Source organism: Pseudomonas mercuritolerans (genome assembly GCF_025706525.1).
Classification (GTDB): Bacteria; Pseudomonadota; Gammaproteobacteria; order Pseudomonadales; family Pseudomonadaceae; genus Aquipseudomonas; species Aquipseudomonas mercuritolerans.
The window spans coordinates 583303-598487 of sequence record NZ_JAMSHA010000003.1 but is presented as its reverse complement, the minus strand read 5'-3'; the positions used below and the strand labels follow the sequence as shown (position 1 = coordinate 598487).

Genomic DNA, 15185 nt, shown 5'->3' with positions numbered 1-15185 from the left:
AGCACTCGTTTTTGCTTTCACCAAAAAACTTAGAAACATCTCAAAATAGATATAAGGGGACTTAGAGTGAACAAGTCGGAACTGATTGATGCTATCGCTGCATCCGCTGATATCCCGAAAGCTGCTGCTGGCCGTGCGCTGGACGCTGTAATCGAATCCGTCACTGGCGCTCTGAAGGCTGGCGACTCCGTTGTTCTGGTTGGTTTCGGTACTTTCTCCGTGACTGACCGTCCGGCTCGTACCGGTCGCAACCCGCAAACCGGCAAGACTCTGGAAATCCCGGCTGCCAAGAAGCCAGGTTTCAAAGCCGGTAAAGCGCTGAAAGAAGCTGTTAACTGAGTTTCCAGGTTTTTACCCATCCGGGTCGGGGTCAAGCCTGACTTGGCAGCGGAGCGGTAGAGCAGGTGGCTGAAAGAGCCACCTGTAACGCCGGGATCGAGGGTTCGAGCCCTGTCCGCTCCGCCAGTTACGAGAAGGCGCATCCTCGGATGCGCCTTTCTTCTATCCGGATTCTACCCACGCTCCACGGTTGCCTAAATTGAAGTTCAACCGTTTCTGGGGGACGCATGCTGCAGAATATCAGGGACAATTCACAAGGCTGGATTGCCAAGACCATTATCGGGGTCATCGTTGCACTGATGGCCCTGACCGGTTTCGATGCCATTTTCCAGGCCACGACTCACAAGAACGAGGCGGCCAAGGTCAACGGTGACGAAATCAGCCAGAACGAGCTGAGCCAGGCCGTTGATATGCAACGCCGTCAGCTGATGCAACAGCTGGGCAAGGACTTCGATGCTTCCTTGCTCGACGAAAAGATGCTGCGCGAATCGGCGCTCAAAGGCCTGATCGACCGCAAGTTGCTGCTGCAAGGCGCCGAACAGGCGAAGTTCTCGTTCTCCGAAGCCGCGCTGGATCAAGTGATCCTGCAGACGCCTGAATTCCAGGTCGATGGCAAGTTCAGCTCCGAGCGTTTCGACCAGGTGATCCGTCAACTGGGCTACAGCCGCATGCAGTTCCGCCAGATGCTGGCTCAGGAAATGCTCATCGGCCAATTGCGCGCAGGCGTTGCCGGCAGCGGTTTCGTCACCGACGCCGAAGTGCTGGCATTCGCCCGTCTGGAAAAACAGACCCGTGATTTCGCCACTCTGAACGTCAAGGCCAACCCGGCTGCGGTCAAGCTGACCGATGACGAGGTCAAGGCTTACTACGACGAGCACGCCAAGGAATTCATGACGCCGGACCAGGTGATCATCGATTACGTCGAGCTGAAGAAGTCGTCGTTCTTTGATCAGGTCGCAGTCAAGGATGAAGATCTTGAGGCGGCGTATCAGAAAGAGATCGCCAACCTGGCGGAACAGCGTCGTGCCGCGCACATCCTCATCGAAGTGAACGACAAGACTACCGAAGCGCAGGCCAAGGCGAAGATCGACGAAGTCCAGGCGCGTCTGGCCAAGGGCGAGAAGTTCGAAGCGCTGGCCAAAGAGTTCTCACAGGACCCGGGTTCCGCCAACAATGGTGGTGACCTTGGTTATGCCGGTCCTGGCGTTTACGATCCGGCCTTCGAAAAGGCTCTGTACTCGCTGTCGAAAGACCAGGTGTCCGAGCCGATTCGTACCGACTTCGGTTATCACCTGATCAAGCTGTTGGGCGTGGAAGCGCCTGAAGTGCCGACCCTGGCCAGCCTGAAAGACAAGCTGACCCGCGAGCTGAAAGCGGCTCAGGTCGAGCAGCGTTTTGTTGAGGCGACCAAGCAACTGGAAGACTCGGCGTTCGAAGCCTCTGACTTGGCGCAGCCAGCAGCGGATCTGAAACTGACCGTGCACACTTCCAAACCGTTCGGCCGTGAAGGTGGCGAAGGTGTTGCAGCCAACCGTGCCGTGGTCACTGCCGCGTTCAGCCCGGAAGTGATTGATGAAGGTGCCAACAGCACCGCCATCGAGCTGGATCCGGAAACCGTGATCGTGCTGCGTTCCAAGGAGCACCTGAAGCCTGCGCAACTGCCGCTGGAAAGTGTGAGCGCGGCGATCCGTACTCAGCTGACCAAGGAGCACGCCAGTGCCGAGGCCAAGACCCGTGCCGAGAAGCTGATCGCTGATCTGCGCGATGGCAAGGCGCCGCTGGACAAGGCCATTGACGGTCAGAACTGGAAGATCACCGAAGCGGCCACCCGTGGTCAGGAAGGGGTTGATCCGGCTGTGCTGCAGGCACTGTTCCGTATGCCGAAGCCGGCTGCCAAGGACAAGCCGACGTTCTCCAGTGTTACGTTGCCGGATGGCAGCCTGATGGTTGTGCGACTCAACGGTGTTAACGAAGCTGCCGCGCCTACTGATGAAGAGAAGGCGCAATATCGTCGCTTCCTGGCTTCCCGTGAAGGGCAGCAGGACTTTGCGGCGTATCGCAAGCAGTTGGAAGCTGAGGCGAAGATCGAGCGGTTTTGATCTTTTGACTGACCTTTGAAGGAGCCCCGGCCTGATGGTCGGGGCTTTTTTGTTTTTTGGGCGTGGCGGCCTTTGGGCCGGCCATGCTGTTGGGTTTTGGGTGAATATCCGTTTTTTGCGGTGTTGCGGGTGGCGGTTTCGCCCTTACGGCGAGTCACCTTTTCCAAACGCCGGAGTGCCGGCCCAGCGAAAAGGTAACCGAAAAGGCTTGCTCCTACGTTCGGCCCTCGCAGGCTCGGGTTCCTTCGCTACTGGACTGATCCGGGCGCAGCGGCTCCGGTTTGCTTCGCTGCACCTCCTTCCGCTGTGTCTGGCTGCGCCAGACGGTCGCTGCGCTCCCACGCCCGGATCAATCCCTGCGCTCAGCCTTCCGACGTCGCCGGTGGATCAAGATCAAAAGCACTCGAGCTTGCGCTCATTGTTGAGTGGGGCGGCTTTGCCGCGGGCAGCTGCGCTGCTTTGCTTTTCTGTGGGAGCGAGCCTGCTTGCGATGGCGCCCTGCTGGTCAACCAGTTTCCATCAGATACCTACGATCCAACTGTAGGAGCTGCCGAAGGCTGCGATTTTTTGATCTTGCTTTTGCTTTTCTGTGGAAGCGAGCCTGCTGGCGATGGCGGCGCGTCAGCCGCACGATCTGCAGCTGACTGACTCGGTTCAAATGTGGGAGCTGGCTTGCCAGCGATAGCCCTTTTCTCACGACTGATCTCTTGCAGGACACCCCGCAATCTCACCGCCCCGATGCAAACCCATGCCCCCTGGCCATCACCGCCGCATACAGCGTCAACACCAGCAACCCCGCAACAATCCAGGGAAATGCCCCGACCCCGACATTCCCCATCAACAACCCGCCCGCCAATCCTCCGCCGGCAATACCGACATTCCAGAGTGTTACCAGCATCGATTGCGCGGTGTCGGCTGCTTGAGAAGCAGTTTTCGCTGACGCGGTTTGCAGGAGCGAGGGCATTGCGCCGAATGCCAGTCCCCAGACGCTAACGGCCGCGTAAACCACGGCGGGCGATGCGCGCCACAGAGCCAAGGCTATCGCCGCGAGCAGGAACAGTGCCGCACTCCCGAGTACCAGTTCACGCAACCAGCGATCAATCAGGCTGCCGACGATCCACAGGCTCAGCACCGAGGCCAGGCCAAACGCCAGTAGTACACGGTCAATTTCCGAAGCCAGGCCAGAAGGTTGCAAAAACGGTGCGATGTAGGTGTACAGCAGGTTATGCGCCACGACGTAGGACAAGGTCACAAACAGCACCGACCTTATGCCGGGGAGGGTAAATACCTGACGCAAGGGCAGGCGCTTTCCTTCAGGTTCGCCGGCGAAGTCCGGGACTCGCAGGCGCACCCAGATCACCAGCACCAGGGTCAGCGCCGTCATGATCGCAAAGCTCAGTTGCCAGCCCACCATCGTTCCCAATAGCGTCCCGGCTGGTATGCCAAGGGATAACGCCAGTGGCGCGCCGAGCATGGCGACGGTGATGGCACGGCCTTGCAGGTGGGGAGCGACCATGCGGCTGGCGTATCCGGCCAGGAGCGCCCAGAGCAGGCCGGCGAAGATGCCAGCGATGAAACGTGCGCCAAGGGTCAGCCAGTACAGCTCGGACACGGCAGTGATGCTGTTGGCCACGGCGAAGCCGGCGATTGCGGTCAACAGCAATGGTTTGCGGCGCCAACTGCGGGTGGCGAGGGTCAGGGGGATCGCTGCGAGCATTGAACCGACGGCGTACAGCGTGACCAATTGCCCGATCAGCGCTTGAGATACGTTCAGGCCGGCGCTCATTTGTGGCAGCAGTCCCGCTGGCATCGCTTCGGTCATGACAGTGATGAAACCTGCCGTGGCCAGCGCCAGCAGTGCGCCGTAGGGCAGGCGTTCGCGGTTTTCGGTCGGTTGCGCAAGCGCAGAGGAGGCGAGGTGTGCGTCGGTCATTTTGCTGCGTCTCTGTTGTGGTCAATGTCGAGACACAGGGTAGGGCGCTGCGCATTGCGGAAAAACAGGTTAGGGTTCCGAACATATCGGACACGGATGTCGCTAATCGGAGGTATTAATGGACAGCCTGGGTAGCATCTCGGTATTTGTGCAGGTCGCCGAGACTCGCAGTTTCACTGAAGCCGGCCGCTTGCAAGGGGTGTCATCGTCGGCGATCGGCAAAAGCATTGCGCGGCTGGAAGCGCGGCTTGGCGTGCGCTTGTTCAATCGCAGCACTCGCAGCATCACCCTGACCTCGGAAGGCGCGTTGTTTCTCGAGCGTTGCCGCAGGATTCTGGCGGAGGTGGAGGCGGCGGAGTTCGAGCTGTGCAATGCCACCTCGGCGCCCCACGGTCGGCTGCGGATCAGCCTGCCTCAGGTGCACGAACTGGTCATGCCGGTGATGACCGAATTCATGGCGTTGTACCCGCACATCGAGCTGGATCTGGACCTCACCGACCGTATGGTCGATGTCATTGATGAGGGTTTCGATGCGGTGATTCGTACCGGCAAGCCCAAGGATTCACGGCTGATGGCGCGGCCGCTGGGCGAGTTTCATCTGGTGCTGGTGGCGAGCCCGGAGTATCTGCAACAGTGGGGCGAGCCGCGCACCCCGGGCGATCTGGCCGATCACGACTGTCTGCGCCACACCTTTCATGCTACCGGCAAACTGGAAGCCTGGCCGTTGCGCCGCGCGGAGGGGGCGCCGGAACCGATATTGCCGCTGCGCCTGCTCAGTACCTCGATCGAGGCGGTGCAGCATGCGGTGCTCGCAGGGATGGGCATCGCCTGTCTGCCGGATTTCATGGTGCGCGAAGCGGTGCGCGAGGGTCGCTTGCGCCGGGTACTTGATGAGCATGTCGAGCACGCGGGACAGTTCTGGGTATTGTGGCCGTCGAGCCGACAAGCCACGGCGAAATTGCGCGCGTTGATCGATCATTTGTCCACGCGGCTTTTTCCCGGCGCTCATGACCGGTAAAGTTGTAACCGATTCTTGACACTATTCCATGCGCCATGGGGCGGCGATCTGTTGCACAATACGCCCCGGACTGTTTTCCCTCAGGATGTTCAATGTTGATTTCCACTCCCATGCGTGTTGTCGGGCTGGCGCTTTTGTTGACTGCGGTGGCCGGTTGTTCGAAGGACAAGCCGATCTATGAGCATGAGAACTTCGATGACTCCGGCACCTTTTCGCGCAACTATCCGGTAACCGACACCGCCAGTTGCGAAGCGGCCCGGCGTGCGTTGCTCAGTCAGGGCTACATCATTACCAGCAGTGATTCGAAACTGGTCAGCGGTCACAAGAGTTTCCAGCAGACCGGCGAGACGCACCTCGAGATCAGCTTCAACGTGGTCTGTGCCGAAGATGGCAGCGCCGGGCATCACGCGACGGTGTTCGCCAACGCCTTGCAGGACCGTTACGCGCTGAAGAAGACCAACAACTCGGCCAGCCTCGGGGTTGGTGTATTGGGCTCGGTGTCGATGCCGATCGGCTCTTCGGACGACTCGATGGTCAAGGTCGCCAGTGAGACCGTCACCGCGCAGAAGTTCTACGAGCGTTTCTTCACTCTGGTCGAGCAATTCCTGCCAGCCGATGCGAAGAAAGCGGCGCATATCGAAGAAAAACCGAGAACCGACTTAGGTGTGCCGGAGCCAAAGGCCGCGCCTGCAGCTGCTCCTCTGGCGCCTTCAGCGGAACCGGCAGCAACGCCAGCGCCGGCTGCGGAACCTGCACCGGCCCCGGTTGAAGCCGCGCCAGTGAGTTCCGAGCCGGTGGTGCCGCCAGCGGAGTCGACGCCGATTACGCCTGCGCCAGCGCCCGTGGAAGAGCCAGCGCCGGCCAGCGAAGCCATCACGCCTTCGACCAACCCGGATATTCCGCCACCGTCCGAGCCGATTCCGGCGATGCCCGCGTCGGGCCAATAAGAGACCCAGCGAAACCCTGTGGGAGCGAGTCTGCTCGCGAAGGCGGTGTATCAGTCGACAGATGATCAGACTGACACACCGCCTTTGCGAGCAGGCTCGCTCCCACAGTGGTTTACGGGTTGGCTTAAGATCTGGTTACACACCTGCGACACCATCGCCGCGATAAATCCCTAACCACCTGCTACGTTTTATTGATGAAGGTCGCGTTTCACTTTTCCTTCACACGGGCACTTTATGCTCGGGGCACTGGTCGATTGATCAGGCCATTTTCACAGCGAGCAGTTGGGGGGATTTATACGATGGATGAGTATCAGGAAGAACTGCTCGAATATCAGGCCTTTGAACTGGATCAACCAGAGCCGGCAGACGACGCGACGGAGCTCTGAGCTTCAGGCTCCCGAGCGGTAATTTCGTCGGGATTCGCCGGGCGTCTGCCCGCTCCAGCGTTTGAATGCGCGTTGGAAAGCTTCGGCTGAGGCGAAGCCCAGCAGGTAGGCGATTTCGCCGAACGCCAGTTCGGTGTCGCGGATATAGGTCATCGCCAGGTCCCGGCGTGTGTCATTGAGGATCGCGCGGAACTGCGTGCCTTCCTCGGCGAGTTTGCGCCGCAAGGTCCAGGTCGGCAGTTTCAGGCGTGCCGCGACTTCTTCAAGGTCCGGCTCGCGGCCACCATTGAGCAACGGCCCCAGCAGCTGAGTGATGCGTTCGCGCAGGCTGCGGGTGCGGGTAAGCTGTTCCAGCTCCCGCTCACACAGCTGCAGCAGATGTCGCCAGGTGCTCGGGCAGTGTTCTGGATTGCGCAGGGCGAGGCTGCTCAGGCTCAGCCGCAGTTGATTGCGCTCGGCGCTGAACTGGATCGGGCAATCGCCGAGTACCGCGTAAGCCTCGCGGTAGTCCGGCGCTTCGAACTCAATTTCGATCCGCTCGGCGCGCAACGTTTCGCCGCACAGGCTCGACAACTGATGCAGCCAGCCGGCGAGGATCGAGTCGACCACGAAGCGGTTATAGGCGTTGTAAGGGCTGATCGAATAGAAGCGCAGCCACGCACCGTTGGCGTCTTCGTGGAAACTGGACTGCCCGCGATAGTTCGAGCCGTAAAGCGGCTCGAAGCGAGTCAGGCAGCGGGCCGCTTCGCGCACGGTGGGCGCTTGCGCGGCGGTGATACCGGCCAGGCCTGCCTGATTCAAGCGGATCATCCGCCCCATGCGCAGGCCCAGGGCCGGATCGCTGGTAAGTTGAATCGCCGCATGGCCCAGGCGCATGTAACGCGGGATCGACAAGCGCGCCCCGGCCTCGGCCAGCCGCGCGGCATCGAGGCCGTATTGCTCAAGCAGAGGCAACGGGTCGGCGCCATGGCTACGCACGGCGTCGGCCAGACTATGGACGAAGCCCACCGACAGATCCCCGAGGCGCATCGGCTGTGGCTTCATGGTTTACAGCCAGACGTTCAGCAAACGCGCACCACGGGCCTCGCCATCGGCGAACTGCTGGCCGTTGCTGCTGAGGAAGCTTCTACCGGTACTCGGCTTGTCCCAGAACTGCCCGCGCATGAACACACTGACGCCGGCAATCGCGCGGCTGCTTGGCGGTTGCGCGGTCAGGGTCAGTCGATGCCAGGCCTGACCTTCGCTGAGGTCGCCGGGCTTGAGGCTGACCGACCCCGGCGTGCTCGAACCCTTGTAGCCGCGCCATGGTTTATCCCAGGCGCCATGGCCGATGACTTGCGCCGGCACGGCCACCAGTTGCGCGCCTTGTTCATCGAGGGTGCGGTAGTTGCCGGGGTACCAGCTGTCGCTGCCGATCAGGATGCCGAGACGTCCGGCCGGGGTGTCGACAACCTGGATGGCGTGCTTGTCTTCGGCCTTAATCACTCCCTGCTGGTCGAAAATCGGGTGCATCTGCCGTTGCGGCTGGCCCAGCGGTATGCCGTCGCGACCAAACACCACGCTGCTGTTGAACAGGGCGCCGCTGCCGGGCTTGAGCTGGCCGTCGCGGATGCTTGGCTCCGGCAGCACGATGGAGCCGGCTACAAGAGTGACCTGGAATTCCTTGGCCAGACCGCCGAACAGCGCCTGGTAATCCTTGGCCATGGCCTTCGCTTTCATCCGCAGATAAGCATCGTCCAGACGTTGCTCGCCCTTGGCCCGCAACCACGCGCGGGCGAACAGCAGCGGATTGCTTGCCGCCAGCCAGTTCATCGCTTCCGCCAGGGTCGGCGCCTGATACAACTCGTCTTTCTCGCCGCTGATCATCAGCCAGGTGCCGACGTGCTCGGGCAATACCACCACGGTTTTTTCGTTGAGCAAGCCTTGCTCGCGGGCCTGCTGAAGATACGCCGCAAGCTTGCGGTGCAGGCGTCCGGAGCTTTGGTAATCGGTGGGGAACAATTCGGGCTGGATGCCGAGCAGATTGCCACGGTCGCCGGGCGTGCCCTGATCGACAGCGAGCTTGATGCGCAGATCCGACAGGTAATGCCCCGCCGGCCGGTCTGCCGCCCACATGGCGTAGGTGGTCAGGACGGCAACGAGGGCCATGGAGAAAAACAGATACAGAAGTTTGCGCATGAAGAACCAACAACAGCCGGGTACAGGATGTGCCGACTAGGGTAGGGCCCATGGCTCGGGTTGCCAAGGGGCGCTGTGCATTTGGATCAATAACTTGTCAGTTACGGTCATTGAGTGACAGCGGTGCGACTCTTAGTCTGTCGAGCATGAACTGATGGGGGACGCAGAGCTCCCGCAATTTTTCCGTGATCGCTCGTTGTGGAGTTACCGATGACCGCCGCTCATTACCCGCATCTGCTGGCCCCGCTGGACCTGGGATTCACCACGCTGCGTAACCGCACCCTGATGGGCTCGATGCACACTGGCCTGGAAGAAAAGCCGGGTGGCTTCGAACGCATGGCGGCGTACTTCGCCGAGCGTGCCCGTGGCGGTGTCGGCCTGATGGTCACCGGCGGCATCGGCCCCAATGATGAGGGCGGCGTGTATTCCGGCGCGGCCAAGCTGACCACCGAGGAAGAAGCGCTCAAGCACCGCATCGTCACCCGTGCGGTGCATGAGGCGGGCGGCAAGATCTGCATGCAGATTCTCCACGCGGGCCGCTATGCCTACAGCCCGAAACAGGTAGCGCCGAGCGCGATTCAGGCGCCGATCAACCCGTTCAAGCCCAAGGAGCTGGACGAAGAGGGCATCGAAAAGCAGATCAGCGATTTCGTCACCTGCTCGGTATTGGCGCAAACCGCCGAATACGACGGCGTCGAAATCATGGGTTCGGAAGGTTATTTCATTAACCAGTTCCTCGCCGCCCACACCAACCACCGCACCGACCGCTGGGGCGGCAGTTACGAAAACCGCATGCGCCTGCCGGTGGAAATCGTCCGCCGCGTACGCGAAGCCGTTGGGCCGAATTTCATCATCATCTTCCGCCTGTCGATGCTCGATCTGGTCGAAGGTGGCAGCACCTGGGATGAAATCGTCATGCTGGCCAAAGCCATCGAGCAGGCTGGCGCGACCATCATCAACACCGGTATCGGCTGGCACGAAGCGCGGATTCCGACCATCGCCACCAAGGTTCCGCGTGCGGCGTTCAGCAAGGTCACGGCCAAGTTGCGCGGCTCGGTGAGCATTCCGCTGATCACCACCAACCGCATCAATACCCCGGAAATTGCTGAGCAGATCCTTGCCGAGGGCGATGCCGACATGGTCTCGATGGCCCGGCCGTTCCTCGCCGACCCGGATTTCGTCAACAAGGCTGCCGAAGGCCGCGCCGATGAAATCAACACCTGCATCGGCTGCAACCAGGCGTGCCTCGACCACACCTTTGGCGGCAAGCTCACCAGTTGCCTGGTCAACCCGCGCGCCTGTCATGAGACTGAGCTCAACTACCTGCCGGTGCAGCAGATCAAGAAAATCGCCGTGGTCGGTGCCGGCCCTGCCGGTTTGTCCGCTGCCACCGTGGCCGCCGAGCGCGGTCATCAGGTGACGCTGTTCGATTCGTCCAGCGAGATCGGTGGCCAGTTCAATATCGCCAAACGCGTGCCGGGCAAGGAAGAGTTTTTCGAAACCCTGCGCTACTTCAAGCGCAAGTTGCAGACCACCCATGTCGAGGTGTGCCTCAATACTCGCGTCGACGTGGCGAAGCTGGTTGAAGGCGGCTACGACGAGATCATTCTCGCCACCGGTATCGCCCCGCGCGTGCCGGCGATTCCGGGTGTCGAGAATGCCAAGGTGTTGAGTTATCTGGACGTGATCCTCGAGCGCAAGCCGGTTGGCAAGCGTGTCGCGGTGATCGGGGCGGGTGGTATCGGTTTTGACGTTTCGGAATTCCTCGTCCATCAAGGCGTCGCCACCAGTCTGGATCGCGCGGCGTTCTGGAAAGAGTGGGGCATCGATACGCAACTGGAGGCCCGTGGTGGTGTGGCAGGAATCAAAGCGGCGCCGCATGCGCCGGCCCGTGAGGTGTTCCTGTTGCAGCGCAAGAAGACCAAGGTCGGCGACGGTCTGGGCAAAACCACCGGCTGGATTCACCGCACCGGTCTGAAGAACAAGCAGGTGCAGATGCTCAACAGCGTTGAATACCTGAGTATCGATGATCAGGGCTTGCACATCCGCATCGGCGAAACCGGCGAGCCGCAATTGCTGGCGGTGGACAACATCGTGATCTGCGCCGGACAGGATCCGTTGCGTGAGTTGCATGACGGTCTGGTCGAGGCCGGACAGAAAGTGCACTTGATCGGCGGCGCGGATGTCGCGGCGGAGCTGGATGCCAAGCGCGCGATCAACCAGGGTTCGCGCCTCGCGGCTGAGCTCTAGAAATACCGCGTAACCTGTGGGAGCGAGCCTGCTCGCGAAAGCGGAGTGTCAGCTATAAAGACTTCGACTGACACGACGTCTTCGCGAGCAGGCTCGCTCCCACATTGGTGTACGGCGAATGGCAGGATTTTTGCGGCTCGCTGTTAAAATGCCGGCTCTTCAAACAGAATCGGCATTTATGCTTTCGCGTCCCCCCGACTGGCTACCCCTGGCCCCTCTCGAACCCCTGCATCTGGACTGGCTGACAACCGCCGGCGTCGAAGTCGCGATCCTGCGTCTCGACCAGATTGATCCGCTGATCAGCGGCAACAAGTGGTTCAAACTCGTCGAACACCTCAAAGCCGCAGAGCGAGCCGGCGCCGAGGGCATCATCAGCCTTGGCGGTGCGCATTCCAACCACCTGCATGCGCTGGCGGCGGCGGGCAAACGGCTGGGCTTCAAAACCGTGGGACTGCTGCGCGGGCACCCGCAGGACACGCCGACGGTGCAGGATCTGCGAGCTTTCGGCATGCAGTTGCATTGGCTGGGTTACGCCGGCTATCGCGCGCGGCACGAAACTGGGTTCTGGACACCATGGCAGGCGCAATATCCGACGTTGCACGCGGTGCCCGAGGGCGGTGGTGGACTGGCCGGCGCGCTGGGTTGCGCAGCGATCAGCAAGCAGGTCGATGAACAGTTGGCCAAGTTGGGCTGGGATGATTTCGACACCTGGTGGCTGGCCTGTGGCACAGGCACAACCCTGGCCGGACTGGCGCTCGCCGAGAAAGGCAGGCGCTCACTGTATGGCGCGCTGGCCGTGCCGGACGATCACGGGGTAGCGCCGAACATCGAGTCGATCCTTGCGCAAGCCGGAGATACCGCGTCGGGCTATCAGTTGATTGATGCCAGCCGTGGCGGTTTCGCCAAGGTAGACGAGGCGTTGCTGACCTTCATCGAACAGACCGAGCAGGCCAGTGGTATCCCTCTGGAACCGCTATACACCGGCAAGGCTTTGCTGGCGCTCCGGCAACGTATCGAATCCGGTGGATTCGCCGCCGGCACGCGTCTGATCTTCATCCACACGGGTGGCCTGCAAGGGCGACGCGGGTTTGCCGCAACGCCCTGACGCTCAGCCGCGCTTGGGCATCATCCGCAGAAGGGTGTTATCGCGCACCACGTAATGGTGATAAATACCCGCCAGCGCATGCAGGCCGATCAGCCAATAGCCGAGCGTGGCGACCAGCACATGCCAGCCTTCGACTTGCTTGGCGAACGCCTTGTCTTCACCCACCAGCAGCGGCAGATCGAAACCGTAGAACATCACTTGATGGCCCTCGGCGCTGGTGATCAGCCAGCCCAATATCGGCATGCTGAGCATGAACAAGTACAACGCCCAGTGCATCAACCGCGCCACGATGGTTTGCCAGGCGGGTGACGCGGGGAAGATTTTCGGCGCAGGGCCGAGGCTGCGCGCGAGCAGGCGAAACCAAACCAGCACGAATACGGTGAGGCCGAGCAAATAGTGCATTTCGCGAATCAGCGTGCGGCCGCCGCTGCCCTTGGGGAAGAAACCACGCAATTCCATGCTGGCGTAAACCAGCACCAACAACACCAGCATCAGCCAATGCAGCAACACCGAAACGGTGCTGTAACGCGATTCCGAGCTTGTCCACGGCATACGTTGCTTCCTCACGGGTCAGGGATGAAACCGACCGTTCTTGAGTGACGGCATGGGTTAACTGTAATCCGCTTTGGCTGTTTTGCCCGAGGCTGACTGGACTTTCCCTGCGCTGGATCAGCGGTTTGTGCATTCTTCATGAAAAAACGCCAGTGTCGCGAGGGACACTGGCGTTTTTCGGTGATGCGCGGCGCGATCAGCTCGATTGCGGCATCTCGCCGTTGCCCAGTCGCTTGTTGATGTCGGCGATCACTTGCGGCAGGTCGCTGATGGTGTCGATCATGTAGTGCGGGCGCGAACTTTCAAACAGCGCGTGGATGCGCTGGCGTTCGCTGGCCAGTTCGTCGCTACCCAACGCGCGGAAACCTTCATAGTCCAGGCCCAGCGCATTGCCCGAGCAAATCAGCGCAACCGTCCACATGCCGGCCCGGCGACCTTCGAGAATGCCCGGCACGGTGTCGTCGATCTTCACGCATGCCGCAACATCGTCGATGCCCAGAGCGATCACGTTGGCCAAGGCTTGCGCCGGCCATGGCCGACCATTTGGCACTTCGTCGGTGGCGACAACGTGGTCGGCGACGTAGCCGTTACTGGCGGCGAGTTCGACGACTTTGTCCATCACCGCTTTCGGGTAGCCGGAGCAGGAACCGATCTTGATCCCTTGCTCGCGCAGTTGGGCGATGGCGTCCAGCGCGCCGGGAATCAGTGCCGAGTGCTCGGCGATTTTCTCGATCTGCAACGGCATGAAGCGGTTGTAGATAGCGGTGACGTCATCGTCGGTCGGCGTGCGGCCGAACACCTTGCGATAACGCTCGGCCACTTGCGGCTGATCACAGAGGGTGCGGATGTGATCCCACTTGCCCATGCCCATCGGCCCACGGGCTTCTTCGATCGATACCTGCACGTCGAATTCGGCGAAGGCCTCGACGAAAATCTGCGTTGGCGCGAACGAGCCGAAATCGACCACGGTACCGGCCCAGTCGAGGATCGCGGCTTGCAGCTTGCTTGGATTGGTGTAGTTCATGGCAATCAATTCCTGAGTTGTAATGCAGTTCAAATGTGGGAGCGAGCCTGCTCGCGAAAGCGGTCTGACATCAGCCTATGTGTCGCCTGGGACGACGCTTTCGCGAGCAGGCTCGCTCCCACAAGGGATTTTTGGTGGGGCTCAGATGTCGAGCACTTCCATTTCGCGCAGTACTTCACCCACCGCTGCCACGGCCTGGCGCATTTCGTCCGGGGTGACGTGGCCGATGCAGCCGACGCGGAAGGTTTCGACCTGGGTCAGTTTGCCCGGATAGAGGATGTAACCCTTGGCCTTGACCCGCTCGTAGAAGTCCTTGAACTGGTAACGCGGATCCTGCGGCGCATGGAAAGTCGCGATGATCGGCGCCTGAATCGCCGCCGGCAGGAAACTGCGCAAGCCGAGCTTGTTCATCTCTTCCATCAGCGCCTGACAGTTCGCCGCATATCGCGCATGCCGCGCCGGCAGGCCGCCTTCTTCGCTGTATTGCAGCAGTGCTTCGTGCAGCGCCGCGACCACATGGGTGGGCGGGGTGAAGCGCCATTGCCCGGTTTTCGTCATGTAGGCGTGCTGGTCGTACAGGTCCATCGCCAGCGAGTGCGAGTTGCCAGCCGCGGCGGCCAGCGATTCCTTGCGGGCGAAGACAAAACCCATCCCCGGTACGCCTTCCAGGCATTTGCCGGAAGCGGCAATGAGCGCGTCGAATGGCACTTTTTGCGCATCCACCGGCAACGCGCCAAAGGAGCTCATGGCGTCGATGATCAGACGTTTGCCATGTTGCGCAACGACCTCGGCGATCTCGGCCAGCGGATTGAGAATGCCGGTGCTGGTTTCGCAGTGGATCAGCGCCACGTGGGTGATGTCAGCGTCGGCGCGCAGCAAGCGGTCGACGTCGGCGGCGGTGGTCGGTTCGTCTTCGGCGGTTTCGAAGGTGCTGAACGACCGGCCGAGCACTTCGCAGATCTTCGCCAGACGCTTGCCATACGCGCCATTGATCAGCACGAGGATTTTGCCGTCGCGCGGCACCAGTGTGCCGATCGCCGCTTCGACGGCGAAGGTGCCACTGCCCTGTAACGGCACGCAATGGTGGCTGGCGGCGCCGTTGAGGATGGCCAGCAATTGCTCGCAAAGGCTGGCGGTCAACTGGTTGAAGCGGTCATCCCACGAACCCCAGTCGACCAGCATGGCCTGGCGGGTGCGGGCCGAAGTGGTCAACGGGCCGGGAGTAAGCAGAATCGGTGCGGCGGTACTCATTCGTTTGTCCTCGCGAAAACGCTGTGGGATGAAGCTACGGGGCCTACGTTGCAATTCGCCGTTGCATCAATCAAATTGTTTGTTGTTATGCCAGCCATCAGTG

At 61.0% G+C, this 15185-nt stretch carries 12 protein-coding genes; 6 read left to right on the top strand and 6 right to left on the bottom strand.

Features of this window, described 5'->3' with window-relative positions:
* Positions 1-66: 66 nt before the first annotated feature.
* Positions 67-339, top strand: a complete 273-nt coding sequence (locus ND528_RS11190) for an HU family DNA-binding protein (protein ID WP_003183171.1) — start codon at positions 67-69, stop codon at positions 337-339.
* A gap of 227 nt (positions 340-566) precedes the next feature.
* Positions 567-2438 carry a SurA N-terminal domain-containing protein gene (locus ND528_RS11185; protein ID WP_263470329.1) on the top strand — a complete coding sequence of 624 codons (1872 nt, stop codon included), beginning with the start codon at positions 567-569 and terminating at the stop codon, positions 2436-2438.
* A 727-nt stretch (positions 2439-3165) separates the two neighbouring features.
* Here the strand turns inward: ND528_RS11185 and ND528_RS11180 are convergent.
* Complete coding sequence (locus ND528_RS11180; protein ID WP_263470328.1) at positions 3166-4371, bottom strand: MFS transporter; 1206 nt, start codon at positions 4369-4371, stop codon at positions 3166-3168.
* Between the two features lie 118 nt (positions 4372-4489).
* Between ND528_RS11180 and ND528_RS11175 the strand changes: the two genes are divergently transcribed.
* Positions 4490-5389, top strand: a complete 900-nt coding sequence (locus ND528_RS11175; protein WP_263470327.1) for a LysR family transcriptional regulator — start codon at positions 4490-4492, stop codon at positions 5387-5389.
* Positions 5390-5481: 92 nt separating this feature from the next.
* On the top strand, positions 5482-6336 hold the full coding sequence (locus tag ND528_RS11170; protein ID WP_263470326.1) for a DUF2242 domain-containing protein: 855 nt from the start codon (positions 5482-5484) through the stop codon (positions 6334-6336).
* 389 nt (positions 6337-6725) lie between these two features.
* Here ND528_RS11170 and ND528_RS11165 read toward each other — a convergent pair whose 3' ends face one another.
* Together ND528_RS11165 and ND528_RS11160 are read right to left on the bottom strand one after the other, a co-directional pair.
* On the bottom strand, positions 6726-7766 hold the full coding sequence (locus ND528_RS11165; protein WP_263470325.1) for an AraC family transcriptional regulator: 1041 nt from the start codon (positions 7764-7766) through the stop codon (positions 6726-6728).
* 3 nt (positions 7767-7769) lie between these two features.
* Complete coding sequence (locus ND528_RS11160) at positions 7770-8900, bottom strand: nitrilase-related carbon-nitrogen hydrolase (protein WP_263470324.1); 1131 nt, start codon at positions 8898-8900, stop codon at positions 7770-7772.
* A gap of 210 nt (positions 8901-9110) precedes the next feature.
* On the opposite strand from ND528_RS11160, the gene ND528_RS11155 reads away from it, so the two are divergent.
* Both ND528_RS11155 and ND528_RS11150 read left to right on the top strand, forming a co-directional pair.
* Positions 9111-11150, top strand: coding sequence for an NADPH-dependent 2,4-dienoyl-CoA reductase (locus ND528_RS11155; RefSeq protein WP_137214755.1), 2040 nt, complete (start codon positions 9111-9113; stop codon positions 11148-11150).
* 178 nt (positions 11151-11328) lie between these two features.
* Positions 11329-12255, top strand: a complete 927-nt coding sequence (locus ND528_RS11150) for a 1-aminocyclopropane-1-carboxylate deaminase/D-cysteine desulfhydrase (protein WP_263470323.1) — start codon at positions 11329-11331, stop codon at positions 12253-12255.
* A gap of 3 nt (positions 12256-12258) precedes the next feature.
* On the opposite strand, the gene ND528_RS11145 is transcribed toward ND528_RS11150, so the two are convergent.
* From ND528_RS11145 to ND528_RS11135, 3 genes are all read right to left on the bottom strand, one after another.
* A complete protein-coding gene (locus ND528_RS11145; RefSeq protein WP_130911137.1) occupies positions 12259-12807 on the bottom strand; it encodes a cytochrome b in 549 nt (182 codons plus the stop codon).
* A 196-nt stretch (positions 12808-13003) separates the two neighbouring features.
* On the bottom strand, positions 13004-13831 hold the full coding sequence (gene phnX / locus ND528_RS11140; protein ID WP_212616698.1) for a phosphonoacetaldehyde hydrolase: 828 nt from the start codon (positions 13829-13831) through the stop codon (positions 13004-13006).
* 141 nt (positions 13832-13972) lie between these two features.
* Positions 13973-15082, bottom strand: a complete 1110-nt coding sequence (locus ND528_RS11135) for a 2-aminoethylphosphonate--pyruvate transaminase (RefSeq protein ID WP_263470322.1) — start codon at positions 15080-15082, stop codon at positions 13973-13975.
* Positions 15083-15185 lie beyond the last annotated feature (103 nt).